18 protein-coding genes are annotated in these 14,814 nt (G+C 56.2%); 7 read left to right on the top strand and 11 right to left on the bottom strand.

Annotated elements, in window-relative coordinates; translation table 11 throughout:
* Window positions 1–5 precede the first annotated feature (5 nt).
* From GW579_RS16440 to nac, 6 genes are all read right to left on the bottom strand, one after another.
* Entirely contained in the window at window positions 6–761 is a 756-nt protein-coding gene (locus GW579_RS16440; RefSeq protein WP_152323831.1) for an amino acid ABC transporter permease, read from the bottom strand.
* A gap of 4 nt (window positions 762–765) precedes the next feature.
* Window positions 766–1,461 carry an amino acid ABC transporter permease gene (locus GW579_RS16445; protein ID WP_101077553.1) on the bottom strand — a complete coding sequence of 232 codons (696 nt, stop codon included), beginning with the start codon at window positions 1,459–1,461 and terminating at the stop codon, window positions 766–768.
* A gap of 65 nt (window positions 1,462–1,526) precedes the next feature.
* Window positions 1,527–2,276 (bottom strand): SDR family oxidoreductase, encoded by a 750-nt coding sequence (locus GW579_RS16450; RefSeq protein WP_152323832.1) that lies wholly within the window; start codon window positions 2,274–2,276, stop codon window positions 1,527–1,529.
* A 117-nt stretch (window positions 2,277–2,393) separates the two neighbouring features.
* Window positions 2,394–3,191 (bottom strand): LamB/YcsF family protein, encoded by a 798-nt coding sequence (locus GW579_RS16455; RefSeq protein WP_152323833.1) that lies wholly within the window; start codon window positions 3,189–3,191, stop codon window positions 2,394–2,396.
* A complete protein-coding gene (locus GW579_RS16460) occupies window positions 3,188–3,628 on the bottom strand; it encodes an acetyl-CoA carboxylase biotin carboxyl carrier protein (protein WP_165060267.1) in 441 nt (146 codons plus the stop codon). Before GW579_RS16460 ends, GW579_RS16455 begins: the two co-directional genes overlap by 4 nt.
* Before the next feature lie 140 nt (window positions 3,629–3,768).
* Window positions 3,769–4,692, bottom strand: coding sequence for a nitrogen assimilation transcriptional regulator NAC (gene nac, locus GW579_RS16465; RefSeq protein ID WP_152323835.1), 924 nt, complete (start codon window positions 4,690–4,692; stop codon window positions 3,769–3,771).
* A 60-nt stretch (window positions 4,693–4,752) separates the two neighbouring features.
* Here nac and GW579_RS23910 point away from each other — a divergent pair, with 60 nt between their 5' ends.
* Both GW579_RS23910 and GW579_RS16470 read left to right on the top strand, forming a co-directional pair.
* Window positions 4,753–4,875: a hypothetical protein gene (locus GW579_RS23910; protein WP_259229799.1), complete on the top strand. Its 123-nt coding sequence runs from the start codon at window positions 4,753–4,755 to the stop codon at window positions 4,873–4,875.
* Between the two features lie 186 nt (window positions 4,876–5,061).
* A complete protein-coding gene (locus tag GW579_RS16470) occupies window positions 5,062–6,264 on the top strand; it encodes a pyridoxal phosphate-dependent aminotransferase (protein ID WP_165060269.1) in 1,203 nt (400 codons plus the stop codon).
* Window positions 6,265–6,335: 71 nt separating this feature from the next.
* Here GW579_RS16470 and GW579_RS16475 read toward each other — a convergent pair whose 3' ends face one another.
* From GW579_RS16475 to GW579_RS16485, 3 genes are read right to left on the bottom strand one after another with little or no spacing between them, the layout of a single operon-like run.
* Complete coding sequence (locus tag GW579_RS16475) at window positions 6,336–7,322, bottom strand: 5-oxoprolinase subunit C family protein (RefSeq protein WP_275859032.1); 987 nt, start codon at window positions 7,320–7,322, stop codon at window positions 6,336–6,338.
* Between the two features lie 11 nt (window positions 7,323–7,333).
* Complete coding sequence (gene pxpB / locus GW579_RS16480) at window positions 7,334–8,044, bottom strand: 5-oxoprolinase subunit PxpB (RefSeq protein ID WP_165060284.1); 711 nt, start codon at window positions 8,042–8,044, stop codon at window positions 7,334–7,336.
* Window positions 8,045–8,047: 3 nt separating this feature from the next.
* Window positions 8,048–8,887, bottom strand: a complete 840-nt coding sequence (locus GW579_RS16485; RefSeq protein WP_165060578.1) for a transporter substrate-binding domain-containing protein — start codon at window positions 8,885–8,887, stop codon at window positions 8,048–8,050.
* Between the two features lie 240 nt (window positions 8,888–9,127).
* On the opposite strand from GW579_RS16485, the gene GW579_RS16490 reads away from it, so the two are divergent.
* From GW579_RS16490 to GW579_RS16510, 5 genes are all read left to right on the top strand, one after another.
* Window positions 9,128–10,054 (top strand): DMT family transporter, encoded by a 927-nt coding sequence (locus GW579_RS16490; protein WP_165060286.1) that lies wholly within the window; start codon window positions 9,128–9,130, stop codon window positions 10,052–10,054.
* 238 nt (window positions 10,055–10,292) lie between these two features.
* The gene (gene trpS, locus GW579_RS16495) at window positions 10,293–11,300 is read left to right on the top strand and encodes a tryptophan--tRNA ligase (RefSeq protein WP_165060288.1); all 1,008 of its coding nucleotides are present in this window, start codon (window positions 10,293–10,295) and stop codon (window positions 11,298–11,300) included.
* A 189-nt stretch (window positions 11,301–11,489) separates the two neighbouring features.
* Window positions 11,490–11,630, top strand: a complete 141-nt coding sequence (locus tag GW579_RS16500; RefSeq protein ID WP_226790127.1) for a hypothetical protein — start codon at window positions 11,490–11,492, stop codon at window positions 11,628–11,630.
* A 53-nt stretch (window positions 11,631–11,683) separates the two neighbouring features.
* The gene (locus GW579_RS16505) at window positions 11,684–12,541 is read left to right on the top strand and encodes an MBL fold metallo-hydrolase (RefSeq protein WP_165060290.1); all 858 of its coding nucleotides are present in this window, start codon (window positions 11,684–11,686) and stop codon (window positions 12,539–12,541) included.
* Between the two features lie 394 nt (window positions 12,542–12,935).
* Entirely contained in the window at window positions 12,936–13,844 is a 909-nt protein-coding gene (locus tag GW579_RS16510) for an SDR family oxidoreductase (protein WP_165060292.1), read from the top strand.
* A 90-nt stretch (window positions 13,845–13,934) separates the two neighbouring features.
* Here GW579_RS16510 and pptA read toward each other — a convergent pair whose 3' ends face one another.
* Together pptA and mntP are read right to left on the bottom strand one after the other, a co-directional pair.
* A complete protein-coding gene (gene pptA, locus GW579_RS16515) occupies window positions 13,935–14,165 on the bottom strand; it encodes a tautomerase PptA (protein WP_152323843.1) in 231 nt (76 codons plus the stop codon).
* Window positions 14,166–14,222: 57 nt separating this feature from the next.
* The gene (gene mntP / locus GW579_RS16520) at window positions 14,223–14,795 is read right to left on the bottom strand and encodes a manganese efflux pump MntP (protein WP_152323844.1); all 573 of its coding nucleotides are present in this window, start codon (window positions 14,793–14,795) and stop codon (window positions 14,223–14,225) included.
* Between the last annotated feature and the right edge of the window lie 19 nt (window positions 14,796–14,814).

The raw sequence follows: 14,814 nt of genomic DNA on the forward strand, positions 1-14,814 counted from the left end.
GCTCCTTATTGTGATTGAGTCTTGGTCAGCAGCATCGCCTGCGCCACGTTGTCCGCTTCCGGCACGCGGTTCTGCCGTTTGCGCGTAATGCGCGCTTCGAGCTTATTGGCGAGCCACGTCAGGCTGAAACAGATGAGGTAATAGCCAATCGCGACAATCGCGAAAACCTGAAACGGCTTGGTCAGCAGCTGGTTGTTTACCTGATTGGCGGCAAAGGTCAGCTCCGGTACGTTAATCACGTAACCTAGCGTGCTGTCTTTAATGATGGAAACCAGCTGGCTGACCAGGCTTGGCAGCGTGTTGTACAACGCCTGCGGCAGAATAATCAGGCGCAGCGTTTTGAAATAACTCATGCCCAATGCGCGCGCCGCCTCGTACTGGCCGCCCGGCAGCGCCTGAATGCCGCCGCGCACTATCTCGGCGATATACGCACTTTCATAAATCACCAGCGTACACAGCATGGTGCTGAATCCGCTGATGTTGTGGCCGATTAACAGCGGGACGCAAAAGTACGTCCAGAACACCACCATCAGCAGCGGAATACCGCGTAAACCGTAAACCCAGCAGGCGGCGGGCCAGCTCAGCCAGCGGAACGGCGATAAACGCGCCAGCCCGAGTAAAACCCCTACCGGCAGCGCAAACAGAACGGCCAGCACGGAAATCAGCAGCGTACAGAGGATCCCGCCGAGCGGCCCCTGCGGGTATTGTCCCATCAGGAACAGCATCCCGTTGTCGTGCAAAATCGTGAACATTTCGAGCATGGGATTACCTCGCGTAGACCCGCTGGAACCGGCGGGCCAGCAACGCACCGGCACCCATCAGCAGCAGAGAGAAGAACAGATAACCGGCAGAGGCCACCAGATACGATTCGAAAGTGCGGAACGTCTGGTTTTCAATATCACGGGTCACGTAAGTCAGTTCAGCCACGCCAATGACCATCGCCAGGCTGGTGTTTTTGAACAGCAAAACGGTGTGGTTGAGCAGCGACGGCAGCGCGTTACGGATGCCCTGCGGCAGGATCACCGAGCGCAAAGAACGGGTGTAACTCATGCCCAGTGCACGTGATGCCTCGGTTTGTCCTTCAGGAATAGCGCGTAAACCGCTGCGGATGTCTTCGGAGAAATACGCCGCCTGACACAATCCGAGCGCAAACATCGAGAACAGAAATTCGGCGTTAAAATCGTTAATCCACATCTGCACGGATTCGGGCAGCAGCGTAGGAATGGCGAAATACCACATCATCAGCTGGATAAGCGTCGGCACATTGCGGTGGTACGACACATACGCACGGACAAAATATTCGGCGGCGCGTTTGTGCGTCAGCCGGATGACGACCAGCAGCAGGGCAATAAACATCGCCAGCAGCCAGGATCCCAGCGCCAGCTTGAGGGTGACAACCATACCATCGACGATCATCTGCCCGAACTGACCGGTCAGGACTTTGCTGAAATCGAGCGTCATCGTATTTTCACCCTCCTGAATGGTTGAACTGTCGGTTTATAAGGAAAACGGGTTTAGCGGGAAAATCACAGACCTTCGCCGGGGCGCATGGTGGAAAGGCCACCGGGAACCTGCAACGTCGGGGTGATCTCGATGTTGCCGATGTTCACGGCAACCGGCGCAGACAGGGCAAACGCCACGCAGTCGGCGATGTCTTTGGCTTCAGGCAGTTCAAAACCGTCAATGAAGCGGCGGCGGGCTTCTTCGTGATCGCCGGAAACGTTGCCGAAAATGTCCGTTGCCACGCGGCCGGGGCAGATTTCGGTAATGCGTACCCGCTTGCCGTAGCAGTCAACGCGCAGCTGGCGCGAGAGGGCGTGAACGCCGGCTTTGGTGGCGTGATAAATCGAGTTGCCACCGAAGTTATAAATCGCGGCAATTGAGGTGATGTTAATAACGTGGCCGCGATCACGTTCCATCATGCCCGGCACCAGCAGGCGGCAGAGATGCAAAACCGCGCGCAGATTCACGTCCACCTGCGTATCCACGGATTCTTCATCGGCGTTCAGGATAGAGCCGGGGCGCGAAACACCGGCGTTGTTCACCAGAATATCCACGCTGATTTCGCTGCACAGGCGCGTGACGGCGTCGAGGTCGCTGACGTCGAGTGCGTGCGCAATACAACCGGTGCGGGCAGCGAGGGCGGCCAGCTGATCGGCGCGGCGGGCGACGGCGTGAACCGTAATGCCTTCCTGACAAAGGCGTTCGACAATGGCTTCACCCATTCCGGCCGATGCGCCGGTCACCAGCGCGGTTTTGTAATCTGAAAATGGCATTGCGACTCTCCTGTTAAACCCCGGCTCCGTCATGTTCTGCCGGTGGGTGTTTTCTGACTGTATCCAGTAATTCTCAGGCGGTATAAGACATAAACTGTGTGAGGCGATAAGCGGGACTTATAACAGCGCGTTTTCCCTCGCCAGCTCCCGGCGTTGCCGGGCTGGCGGCATCAGCGCGATATCCATTTCGGCAATAATTTCCCGCAGCGTATGCACCATTTCAATGGATTCCGGCGTATCGCCGTGAACCAGAATCGACGTTGCAGTCACCGGCAGCGTCACGCCGTCGATGCTTTGTACCGTGCCTTCGCGCAGCAGCTGGCGGATACGCGCGCGCACCTGCTCTTTGTCATGAATGACCGCGCCCGGTTTCGCCCGGCTGACCAGCAGCCCGTTGCTTTCATACGCGCGGTCGGCGAGAAACGTGCAAATCACCGGCAACTCCAGCGCCCGCGCCATACGTTCAACGGCGTTGCCGGACATTGTGCTGATGATCATCTGTGCATCGAAATCCTTCACCGCCTGCAATAACACCCGCGCCAGCTGAGCGTCTTCGGAGACCATATTCCCCAGCGCGCCGTGAAAACTCATGTGTGTCAGCGGGTAATCCGCCGCTCTGGCAAACGCCGAAAGCGCGCCCAGCTGGTAAGTGACGTAATGCGCCATGACCTGCGGTTCGATGTGCATCCGGCGGCGGCCAAACCCGGACAAATCGGGGAACCCGACGTGCGCGCCGAGATCCACCTGATACTTTTTCGCCAGCGCGACGGTTTTCGCCATAATCACCGCGTCCCCGGCGTGAAACCCGCAGGCCACGTTGGCGGAGGTGATCAGCGGCATCAGCGCGGCGTCGTCGGCAAGGGTGTAATCGCCAAATCCTTCGCCGATATCGGCGTTTAAATCGATATATTTCATGCGGCCAGCTCCTCGCGGCGTAACGTGAAAATCTCCTCGCCGTATTCCACGCAGTCACCGTCTTTTACGGAAAGGGGTTCCACCACGCCCTGCACCGGGCTGCGCAGCGGCAGGTAAATCACGCCGACTTTCAGCAGGCCGAGCAGCGCGTCTTTCCCGACTTTTTCACCGGGCTGAGTAAACGGAATTTTGCTGAGCGGATGCTGTAGCAACACGATACCGGGGAAGGGCGCACGCACCGTGTCGGGGGCGGCCAGCGCGGGAAGCGCAGGCGTTTCGTCCGGCACGCGGCACGGCAAAAGAGCAAGGGAAACGGGCGCGTATTTTATGCTGACCCGGAAGCCGTTTCCGCGCAGTTCAATCTGGCTGAGGCCGGACTTGCGCATCTTCTGTGCGACAGAGCGCAACTCGCTGAGTGCTGGTGCTTTTTTTTCCATATCCATCCCGTCAAAGAGAGAGTGTCCCCGCGCAATAACGACGACAAAACGACCCGCTGAGCGGGCGGTAAACGCACTCTATCGTGTCACTGCGGACGTCAGGAAAGAGGATTTCGCTTTGCGGTAATAAGGTGCGCTTATTACCCCACCAGCGTCAGTGGCCGGTTATCTACCGTGCGGCTGGCCATCAGCGACAGCAAAATCGCTTTGACCGCTTCGGCGGGTTGGGAAAGCGGCAGATGGTCGGACATACAAAATGACAGCGCCGCCTGAATATTCGGTTTGTCGATTTTCGCCATCCACGAACCGGAGGCTTTGAGCATCGCACGGGCGGCGGATTCCGGCATGATCGTGCAGCCTAATCCTGCGGCCAGCGCGGCATTGAGGGTGGTTTGCGATTCGATTTCGCACTTCACGCGGTACGTCACTTCTTCGTGGATAAACGCGTCGTCGATGACTTTACGCATGATGTTATAAATACGCGGCAGGAACAGATCGTACTTTGCCACCTGCGCCAGACTGACGGTTTTCAGTGGTTTGCTGAGTGCGTGCGGGCACACGAAATACAACTCTTCTTTCATCAGCGGCATAAAGCGTAGCCCGTGAATTTCGCGGTTGCCGTAAATCACCGCCATATCCATCCGGCCATTCATGATGAGTTCGCTCAGCGTGGTGCCGAAGTTTTCATTAAAATACAACACAATACCCGGATATTGCCGGTGGACTTCTTCCATCAGCGGCAACGCCAGCTGTTGTGCGGCGGTGCCCGGCGCAAGCCCGACGGAAACGCTGCCCGAAAGCGCCAGCGCCGAGCCGTCAATCGCGCTCTGCGCCTGATCGCACTGGCGCAAAATAGCCTGTGCGTGGATATATAAAATTTTGCCCGCTTCGGTCGGCGTCACGCCGCGTTTGGTGCGGATCAGCAGTTGCTGATTCACTTCGCCTTCCAGCGTGGCGAGTTGCTGGCTGAGCGCAGGCTGCGCAATATGCAGGATATCTGCGGCCTGAGTGAGGCTGCCCACATCGACAATCTTGATAAAATATTTAAGGCGGCGGAGATTCACGATGGCATCCTCATCACGTAAACGAGTGGTGTTATAAGTAATGTGTATGAAGCAAGATGAGTGCCAACACGCACTGATGCGCTGATTTATGCCTGTGCGCCGGGTTTCCTTCTGATTTCACCGCCGGTTTGGTCATTGCGTAGCCGGATATTTTCGGCGTTTGCGCCGCCTGCCGGAAAATGACTTCCTCCGCCTGCACTGCACCGGTGCAAATTGCCTGATTTGCGCGTTCAGCCATTGCTTTGTGTTATGTCATCACAACAAAGCGCTATTGGTCGGCGCGGTCCGTTCCTCATTACTCTTCCCCCTGTAGTGCCTCATCGCTGTCCGTCTTTTTACGTTCGATAAAAACAATGGAACCCCAGGACCATGCCTGATATCGCCGACCGCTTAAAAAAAGTCTCTGTTTCTGCCTCCGTCGCCATGACGCAAAAGGCCCGTGATCTCGCCGCCGCCGGCGTGAACGTCATCGCGCTTTCTACCGGCGAACCGGATTTTCCGACGCCACGACACGCCACGGAAGCGGCCTACGCCGCCGCGCTCGGCGGTGATACCCGCTATCCGCCAACCGACGGAACCCCGGCTTTGCGGGCGGCTATCGCGCGTAAATTCCAGCGCGATAACCACCTCGATTACGATGTGAGCCAGATCCTCACCGCAGGCGGCGCGAAGCAAATTATCTTTAACGCGATGCTGGCGACGATTAATCCGGGCGATGAAGTGGTGATCCCGACGCCGTCGTGGATCAGCTATGCGGATATCGTCAAATTTGCGGGCGGTATTCCGGTGCCGGTGGCCTGCCCGGAAGAGAACAATTACAAGCCGTATCCGCAGGACATTGAAGCGGCGATCACGCCGAAAACCAAATGGCTGCTGCTGAATTATCCGGGCAATCCGACCGGTTCCGTGGCAACGCGTCCGGAATTGCAGGCGATTGGCGAAGTGATGCTGCGCCATCCGGGCGTGTGGATCCTGACCGATGATATCTACGAACACCTGATTTACGACGACGTGACGTTTTACACGCTGGCCGAAGTGGAGCCGCGTTTGCTCGATCGCGTGCTGACGGTTAACGGCGTGTCGAAAGCCTATTCCATGACCGGCTGGCGTTTAGGTTTTTGCGGCGGTCCGAAAGATCTGATTAAAGCCATGAGCAACGTGAACACGCAAAACAGCGGGGGCGTCACCACGCTTACGCAGGCGGCAGCGGTTGCTGTGCTTAACGGCCCGCAGGGTTTACTGAAAGAACGCGCCGAAATCTACCGTCAGCGCCGCGATTACGTGCTGGAGCGTTTAACGTCCGTGTATGAACTGCGTTGCCATAGACCGCAGGGCGCGTTTTATCTGTTCGTGAATATCGAAGGCTGTATCGGGAAAACCACCGCAGGCGGGCGTCACATCGATAATGATGCCGATTTTGTGATGGCGCTGATCGAAGAAAAGCACGTCGTCACCGTGCAGGGCGCAGCGTATGGCATGAGCCCGTACTTCCGTATTTCCTACGCCACCAGTATGGAAATTTTGCAGGACGGCTGCGACCGGATCGCGGAATTTTGTGCAGGTCTGAAATAAAACCCCTGAATTCCAACCATAAAAAAACGGGCCTTTTCCGGGCCCGTTTTCTGTTTCATCATGAGGGAAATTTAAAACCCCATCACCGTCTTCACCGGCATTACGTTATCGCGCAGGCGGGAGAACCACTGGTTGATCTGACGTGCCACGCCAATGGCTTCGCGTGCATCGCTTTTGACAAGCCGGATGCTCTGACCGGGCTGAACCTGCGCCAGACGCCACAAATCTTCTTCAATAATGCCGGCAATTTTCGGATAGCCTCCGGCAGTATTAGCGTCGGCCAGTTGAATGATGGGCTCGCCCGCAGGCGGAACCTGCACGATGCCGGGGATTAACCCGTAGGAACGCATTTCAATGACTTTCGACGGCGTGACCGGTTCGCCGGACAGCCGGTAACCGGTGCGGTTGCTGTGCAGGGAAACCTTCCAGGGCTGCGACCAGAAGCGGGGAAGATCGGCTTCAAACAGCGCATATTCACCGGCGGGAATGGCGCGCAGTTGCACCAGTCCCTCAGTGCTGGTCGGGAACACGTTGGCCAGCGCAATCTGCGGCGGCTCGATACCCATGCCTTGTGCAGGCAAAGGTGAGATGAAAGAATCGCCTGCCGCAAGACGATCGTTTTTCGCCAGCGGTCGCCCGTCTGTTCCGCCGAAACCGCCGCGCAGGGCGGTACTGCGCGAACCCATGACGACCGGCACGTCAATGCCTCCGGCGACGCACAAATAGCTGCGCGCGCCGGAACGCGGAAACTGCATTTCCAGCTCCTGTCCGGCGCGGACGGAACAGGCCCACCAGGGCGGAAGCTCTTCGCCGTCGAGCTTCGTGCGGCAATCCGCGCCGGTAACGGCAATGCTGGTATCGGCAAGAAACCGGACTTTAAACGGGAACATCTGCACTTCAATGCAGGCGGCGTTTTCGTCGTTGCCCAGCAGGATATTGCCCGCGCGAAACGCCAGCGGATCCATCACGCCGCTGACGGACACGCCGATATCCCGAAATCCGCTGCGGCCCGCGTCCTGAACGGTATTCAGCGGGCCGGTTTTCACAATTTCAATCACAGCTTTTGGGGTCACAGTTCTATCCTTTCTGGCAGGAACCGCACGCTGTCACCCGGTGCCATCAGCGCGGGATTCTCAGCGCACGGGTCAAACAGCGTCAGTTCGGCGAATCCGATGGCGTTCCAGCCGTTGGGCCCGGTAAGCGCGGAAACGCCGGTCTGCGCACCGCCGATGGTCACGGTGCCTTTGAGCATATTCAGCGAGGGGACTTTTTTACGCGGCGTAGCGAGAGACGGATCCAGCCCGTGGAGATAGCCAAAACCCGGCGCGCTGCCCAGTGAAAATACCGTGTAGCTGCCCTGAGAGTGGCGGCGGATGACGTCGCGGGGCGAAAGCCCGGTATGCTGACAAACCGCATCCAGATCCGTGGCATGTTCGCCGCCGTAAATCACTGGAATTTCAATCAGTTTGCCTTGCGGATGAACGGCCTGCGCCTGTTCCCACGCGCCGACCAGCAGGGCGAAAGTCGCGTCATAATCTTCCGGCGTCTGGCGAAACAGCACCAGCAGATTGGTGACGCCGGGGATCAGCGATTCGACGTCATCGCGCATGCGCAGTGTGGCCGCCAGCGACCAGATGCGGCGCTGGGCGGGCAGGTCGAAATCACCCGGTGCTTCAATCAGCCACGCACGGCTGCCGATGGTGGAGATTTTGATGTTGTCGCCCTGACTGGCAAGAATATAAGAGACGCGGGAAGGCACCTCGTGCGACACAATGGTCATCGGCTATTCCAGAGGTTCGAATTTAAGGCTGGAGAGCGGCTGAACTTTGTCTTCGCGCACCATTTTGTATTCGGTATTTGGTCCGATCCAGTTTGCCCAGATTTTATCGATGGTGCCGTCGTCATCCATCGCTTTCAGGCTGCCGTTCACTTTTGCCAGCAACGCCGGTTCGTCCTTTTTCATACCGACGCCAATCGGTTCCAGCGCCATCGGTTCTTTGATCATCCCCAGTTCGATGCCGTCTTTTCCGGCCTGAGAAATCATCTTGATAGCGGTCATGGTGTTGGTGACAAAGCCCACGGCTTTATTCTGTTCGAGTGCCAGAAACGCCGAGGCGGCATCCTGGAAGGTCACGGCTTTCGCGCCCGCCAGATAAATGGATTGCTCTGACGTCGTGCCCTTGGTGGCGCTGATGCGTTTGCCTTTAAAATCCGCACGGGTTTTATTGACGTTCGGCTTTTTCACCACCAGCACTTCTTTCGCCACGTAATACGGGTCGCTGAACTGAATCTGCTGGCCGCGCGTTTTAGTGTACGCCAGATTGGCAATCAGCACGTCGGCGCGGCCGGTTGCGATCACCGCGATGCGCGCTTCAATAGAGGTCGGCATCAGATTGAGTTTTACGCCCATCTGTTTGGCTAACGCCGTGCATAAATCGACGTCCATTCCGGCCAGCTGGCGTGTTTTCGGATCCGGCGAAGAGAAAGGCGGCACATCGGAATACACGGCACAGTTAAGCGCGCCGCGCGCCTGAATATCAGAGAGAACATCGGCTTTCGCAGAGGAAAAGGCCGCCATCAGTGGCAATGTCAGCAAAGAGCAAGACAGTAACTTCAGTTTCATCATTCATTCTCCGGGTCTTTTAATTAGCGGTGTGTGACGACAACTTCCCCTGGCTCACTGTGAGCAAAACTGGCTGCGGTTTCTTATGAGGTCAACCCGACTATATAAGCTCAATCTGGCGTTGTATAAGAAGTAAACCCTGTATGGCGATACGCTTTTTGTATGACCGCAAAAAAGGGGGCTCTGCCAGAATAGTGGTCAGTTTCAGACCGCTAATCTCAAAGAGTAAAAGGGTAAAACATGAACGCCAGAATGGGTGTTTCGCTGAAAATATTATCCGCCCTGTGCGCCACGCTCATGCTGGCCTGCGTAAAAGGGTTGGGGGGAAATATTCCTACCGGAGAAGTGATATTCTTTCGCTCTTTCGTCGCCTTATTCCCGCTGCTGATCTGGCTAAAATTGCAGGGGCCGGTTATTGCGCAAATTAAAACGAAGAATATATTCGGCCATTTAATTCGCGGATTTTCCGGCACCGGCGGCATGTATTTTAACTATCTGGCGCTGGTGTATATCTCGCTGGCAGATGCCACAGCAATCAGCTACGCCGCGCCGCTGTTTACGGTGATCATGGCCGCTATTTTGTTGCGAGAAAACGTGCATGCCGCCCGCTGGATGGCGGTGGTGGTCGGTTTCACCGGCATTCTGGTGATGCTGTGGGCGCATCTGCGTGACAGCGGTTCGCTGCTTTCGGGCGGGTTTACGCAAGTTTCAGCCGGATTTGGCGTGATTCTGGCGCTGCTGGCGGCAATGTGTACGGCGGTGTCGTCGGTGCAGATCCGTTTTCTGAACGGTATCGAAAGGCCGGGTGCGATCGTCTTCTACTTCTCGCTGATGACCATGCTGATCGGGCTGGCGACGATTTTCTTCGGCTGGAAAATCCCCGATACCCGACAGCTTTTGCTGCTGACGGGCTGCGGATTTTTCGGCGGAATGGCGCAGATCCTCATTACGCTGAGCCTGCGCTACGCCGATGCCTCGCTGCTGGCACCGTTCGATTACACCACGATGGTCTGGTCGATGATGATTGGTTTCCTGTTCCTCGACAGCCTGCCGACCGTTTCGACGCTGGTTGGCGCATCGGTGATTGCCGCCGCCGGAATACTGGCCGTATTGAGCGAAAGACGCCGGGGAAAAGCGTTGCTCATCAAACCGGTAAAAGCCGAATAGCCGCGCAACGCCCGCAGTGAGCGGCTTGCAAAGAAATTCGTGATTTACCTTTCGTGCTAAGTAATGATAAATTACCGCCATGAAAACTCAGATACACACCATGACCACATCACGTTGTTCCTGGTGGCTGCCACTCTAAAGGCGGCTGAATTCCTGTATCTGTTCACAAAGCCGCCGGAAGGCGGCTTTGTTGTTTATCAGACTCCTTTCCGGCGTAAAAAACCAAAAAGGAACTCTCATGAATAACGCAAAAACCATTCTTACCGGCGACCGTCCTACCGGTCAGCTGCATTTAGGCCACTTTGCTGGCTCCCTGCGCCAGCGGGTGGCGCTGCAACACGATAATCAGCAATACATTTTGATCGCCGATCTTCAGGGGCTGACCGACAACGGCAATTCCCCGCAAAAAGTCGCCGGTAATATTCCCGAAGTGATGGCGGATTACCTGGCGGTGGGCATCGACCCCACCAAAACGGTGGTCTGCCTGCAATCTGCATTGCCCGCGCTGGCCGAACTCACCCTGCTGTACATGAACATCGTGACCGTGGCGCGTGTCGAGCGTAACCCGACCGTGAAAAGTGAAATTACTCAGAAGGGTTTTTCCCGTTCGCTGCCGGTCGGTTTTATGACCTACCCGATCAGCCAGGCGGCGGATATCACGGCGTTTCAGGCGGATTTAATTCCCGTCGGCGATGACCAGTTACCGATGATTGAGCAGACCAATGAAATCGTCCACAAGATGAACAGCCTGACGGGTCAGCCGTTGCTGCGCCATTGTCAGGCGCTGCTGAGCAAAACGGGGCGTCTGCCGGGCATCGACGGCAAGGCCAAAATGTCGAAATCCCTTGGCAATACGCTGACGCTTTCCGCCAGCGAAGAAGACATTCATCAGGCGGTCTGTGCGATGTATACCGATCCGAATCACCTGCGGGTTAACGATCCGGGTCAGGTCGATGGCAACGTGGTGTTCAGCTATCTGGACGCATTCCACCCGGACGCAGAAAAAGTCAGCGCGATGAAAGCGCATTATTTGCGCGGAGGATTAGGCGACCGGGCTTGTAAGGACGAACTGGAAGGCTGTCTGCAAGCCCTGCTCGCGCCGATCCGCAGCCGCAGGAATGCGTTTATTCAGGACAAAGGTCAGTTGCTGGCGTTGCTGCGCCACGGCAGCGAACAGGCGCAAAACGTCACGCAGCAAACGCTGGTGCAGGTAAAACGCGGGCTCGGGTTGCCGGTGATGTTCTGATTTAGCCTTGCCCGCCGTCCGCGAACTCAGAAAATTTGAGTAAAGGTTCGGTAAAAAAAACAAACTTTTATCAAATTATGCCGTTAACCTAAAAACAGTATTTTATTTTCAGGCGTGATGGAGTTTGCTATGCGAGAGTCCGGTCAGATTTTTGAAGAGGCCTGCAGGATGGTGGGTGAATGTTGTTTGATGCTTGCTCAGAACTGTGAGGAAGTCAGCCGCAGGCGCATTGTTTTTTGTCTCGAACGTGCGCAGGAAGAGGCGTTAGATTTCCACGGTGAGCCGAACTCGGCGCTCCAGCTGGCGATCAAACACATCAAAGGCTTATGAGTTGCTAAACCACAATGTTGCAGCCTCATGCACGTAATTAACCTGAGGTGATTATGAACAATCCGTCTTTTGCGTCCCGCCAGATTGGGGATTTTACTGTTACTGCCCTGAGCGACGGAAACATGGCAGCAAGCCTGGATCTGTTGTCCGGCATTGAGACGGCAGATGCCGCGAAAATACAACGTGACGCCGGGCTGGCAGAGCCCGGCAATATTCATATCAATTGTTACCTGATCCGCGGGCCGGGGCGCACCCTTCTGGTCGATTCCGGCACCGGCGGGCTGAATAATTCCGGCGGAAAGCTCGGTGAAAATCTGCGATCTGCGGGCGTGGCTCCCGAAGATATCGATACGGTTCTGCTGACGCACGCGCACCCGGACCACATCGGCGGGCTGCTGGACGCGCAGGGGCAACCGGTTTATCCCAATGCAGAAATTCATATTCACCCGCTCGAAGCCCAATACTGGCGCGATGACAGCAAAATGATGCAGGTCGCGGAGCACCGGCAGCGTAATTTCTTGCTGGCGCGCCGGATGCTGACGGCTTACGCGGCGAAGCTGAAGTTTCTTGATGGCGCGGAGATTGTGAAAGGCATTCGTTCCGTCTGGCTGCCCGGTCATACGCCGGGGCACAGCGGATACCGCATTGATTCGGGCAATCAAAGCCTGCTGATTTGGGGCGATATCGTACATTTCCCGCACATTCAGTCCGCGCAGCCCGGCGTTTCCATCGCCTTTGACTGCGATCCCGTTCAGGCGGAAAACACCCGTAAAACCATCATGGCGCAGGTCGCCCGCGAAAAACTGCTGGTGGCAGGTATGCATTTCGGCGAACCGGGTTTTGCGCATATCGTGCCGGTGACTCCGCCGGACAACACCGACGGCTATCATGTGGCTTATCCGGAAAGCTGAGAGAGGTTAACCGCTGACGCTGAAGCACCCAAAAGCCTGATCCCCACTCAGTGAAAGGTCGGGTACCGTGAATCTTCGAATTTTGCGAAATGGACGTCGCTCTCCAGAAGGGGCGTGATTTGAAAGCAAAAAAGCACTATCAGGCTGGATGAGGATATCTGCGTTCATATTTTTAGGGTTTAGGGCGCAAGCGGCGATGATTGGCGTCTGAATTACGGTTGCCGGAATTTTTCAGATCATCACGACGTTACGAAAAGAAGGGACGCGGGGCGATGACATTCACCTGATTTCCTCTCAATGCTTGCCGGCCTCAACTCGGAACTGTCCGTAACACACCTCGGGCAGGCTGAGGTGTTCTACCCTTAATACTACGTTTTTAGTTTAAGGAGCCATCATGAGCAGTCAGAAACCCCTTCCTCCGTCCCTCAATCAGCCACATGTGGATGCGTATCCAAAGCCCCCTTTTGAAAGGCAGAAACAGCCGTTCCCGGGTCTGGCGAGCAAAATGGTCCCGGTTCCGGATCACGGTGAAACCTCTTATCAGGGGAGTTCCAGGCTTGAAGGCCGCAAGGCACTGGTGACCGGCGGTGATTCGGGTATTGGCCGCGCTGTCGCGATTGCATTTGCCCGTGAAGGCGCTGATGTCGCGATTAACTATTTGCCGGAAGAAGAACCGGATGCCCGGGAAGTCGTCGATTTACTGCGCAGTGAAGGGCGCAAGATTATTGCGATCCCGGGTGATCTCCGTGATGAGCAGTTTTGTCAGAGGCTGGTAAAAGAAGCCGCGGAACAGCTCGGCGGGCTGGATCTTCTGGTGAATAACGCCGGGCGTCAGCAGTTCTGCAATTCGATTAAAGATCTCACGACCGAGGCGTTTGACGCGACGTTTAAAACCAACGTTTACGCGATGTTCTGGATAACCAAAGCGGCGCTGGATTATCTTCCGCGCGGCAGCTCGGTGATCAACACAACCTCGGTTCAGGCATTTTTGCCGAGTGAGAATCTCCTCGACTATTCGCAAACCAAGGCTTCAATCGTGGCGTTTACGAAATCGCTCGCCAAGCAGCTTGCGCCTGACGGAATTCGTGTGAATGCTGTCGCGCCTGGCCCGTACTGGACGGTTCTGCAAACCTCGGGGGGGCAGCCCCAGGAGAAAGTTGAAAAATTTGGCGAGCAGGCACCGCTGGGGCGCCCCGGCCAGCCTGCGGAAATCGCGGCGCTGTATGTCGCGTTTGCATCGCCGGAAAGCAGCTATTCCTCCGGACAGGTCTGGTGTTCTGACGGCGGGACGGGAACACTGTAAGTAGCGCTAAAAGTAATGAGTACTAAAAAGTGACCCCGTCACGTTAGCCGTGACGGGGTCTTCAAATGGGGGATGACGCAGTGAGGGAGATTACAGGGTATAACCGGGTTTTTTCGCCATCTGATCTAATGCCGGTCTGATGACCGGATCATACACATCGCTTTTCCACGCCTCTGGCTGAACTTCCGTCAACATCACGGAGATGGCTTTGTCCGTCGTCCCCAGATGATTAATCAGCACGGCGGAAAGGTCATCGACCAGTTTTTGCGTCGCTTCTTCTGAAAGCCCGCGCGGATAAAATTTCAAATCAATATGTGGCATTACGGTGCTCCTGTCGGATTGGCTGAACCATTTCCCGTAAAGCTACCGTAATTCACGTCAGCTCAGCAAACCTAAATGCTCGACCAGAATCGACGTACCGATGCCAATCAGCACGATACCGCCCAGCACTTCGGCCCATTTACCGATGGCCGCGCCGAGAAAACGGCCCAGCAGCATGCCGGAGGTTGCCATAATGGTGGTCGCCGCGCCAATCGTCAGCGCCATCACCAGAATATTCACTTGCAGGAATGCCAGCCCGACACCGACGGCCATCGCATCCAGACTGGTGGCAATTGCGGTGGTCACCAGCAGCCAGAAACCGTGACGGCGCGGCGCTTCAACTTCTTCGGCCTTATCTTTTTTGAAGGCTTCGGAAATCATACGGATCCCCAGAACCAGCAGCAGGGTGAACGCCACCCAGTGATCCCAGCTCATAATAAACTGGCTGGCCGCCAGCCCGATAGCCCAGCCGATCACCGGCGTTATGGCTTCAATCACGCCAAAAATTAATCCGGTACGCAGTGCCTCTTTCAGCGGGGGACGGTGCAACGCGGCACCTTTGCCGATAGCCGCCGCGAAGGCATCCATAGACATACCAAAAGCCAGAATGAGGATAGTATAAAGTTGCATAAAAACGGACCGGTCATGC

Source organism: Rahnella contaminans (genome assembly GCF_011065485.1).
Taxonomy (GTDB): Bacteria; Pseudomonadota; Gammaproteobacteria; order Enterobacterales; family Enterobacteriaceae; genus Rahnella; species Rahnella contaminans.

Bases quoted from the DNA above. Each gene is read 5' to 3' on its own strand.
- GW579_RS16440 (WP_152323831.1), bottom strand. From the start codon at position 761: ATGCTCGAAATGTTCACGATTTTGCACGACAACGGGATGCTGTTCCTG.
- GW579_RS16445 (WP_101077553.1), bottom strand. From the start codon at position 1,461: ATGACGCTCGATTTCAGCAAAGTCCTGACCGGTCAGTTCGGGCAGATG.
- GW579_RS16450 (WP_152323832.1), bottom strand. From the start codon at position 2,276: ATGCCATTTTCAGATTACAAAACCGCGCTGGTGACCGGCGCATCGGCC.
- GW579_RS16455 (WP_152323833.1), bottom strand. From the start codon at position 3,191: ATGAAATATATCGATTTAAACGCCGATATCGGCGAAGGATTTGGCGAT.
- GW579_RS16460 (WP_165060267.1), bottom strand. From the start codon at position 3,628: ATGGAAAAAAAAGCACCAGCACTCAGCGAGTTGCGCTCTGTCGCACAG.
- GW579_RS16470 (WP_165060269.1), top strand. From the start codon at position 5,062: ATGCCTGATATCGCCGACCGCTTAAAAAAAGTCTCTGTTTCTGCCTCC.
- pxpB (WP_165060284.1), bottom strand. From the start codon at position 8,044: ATGACCATTGTGTCGCACGAGGTGCCTTCCCGCGTCTCTTATATTCTT.
- GW579_RS16485 (WP_165060578.1), bottom strand. From the start codon at position 8,887: ATGAAACTGAAGTTACTGTCTTGCTCTTTGCTGACATTGCCACTGATG.
- GW579_RS16490 (WP_165060286.1), top strand. From the start codon at position 9,128: ATGAACGCCAGAATGGGTGTTTCGCTGAAAATATTATCCGCCCTGTGC.
- trpS (WP_165060288.1), top strand. From the start codon at position 10,293: ATGAATAACGCAAAAACCATTCTTACCGGCGACCGTCCTACCGGTCAG.
- GW579_RS16500 (WP_226790127.1), top strand. From the start codon at position 11,490: ATGCTTGCTCAGAACTGTGAGGAAGTCAGCCGCAGGCGCATTGTTTTT.
- GW579_RS16505 (WP_165060290.1), top strand. From the start codon at position 11,684: ATGAACAATCCGTCTTTTGCGTCCCGCCAGATTGGGGATTTTACTGTT.
- GW579_RS16510 (WP_165060292.1), top strand. From the start codon at position 12,936: ATGAGCAGTCAGAAACCCCTTCCTCCGTCCCTCAATCAGCCACATGTG.
- pptA (WP_152323843.1), bottom strand. From the start codon at position 14,165: ATGCCACATATTGATTTGAAATTTTATCCGCGCGGGCTTTCAGAAGAA.
- mntP (WP_152323844.1), bottom strand. From the start codon at position 14,795: ATGCAACTTTATACTATCCTCATTCTGGCTTTTGGTATGTCTATGGAT.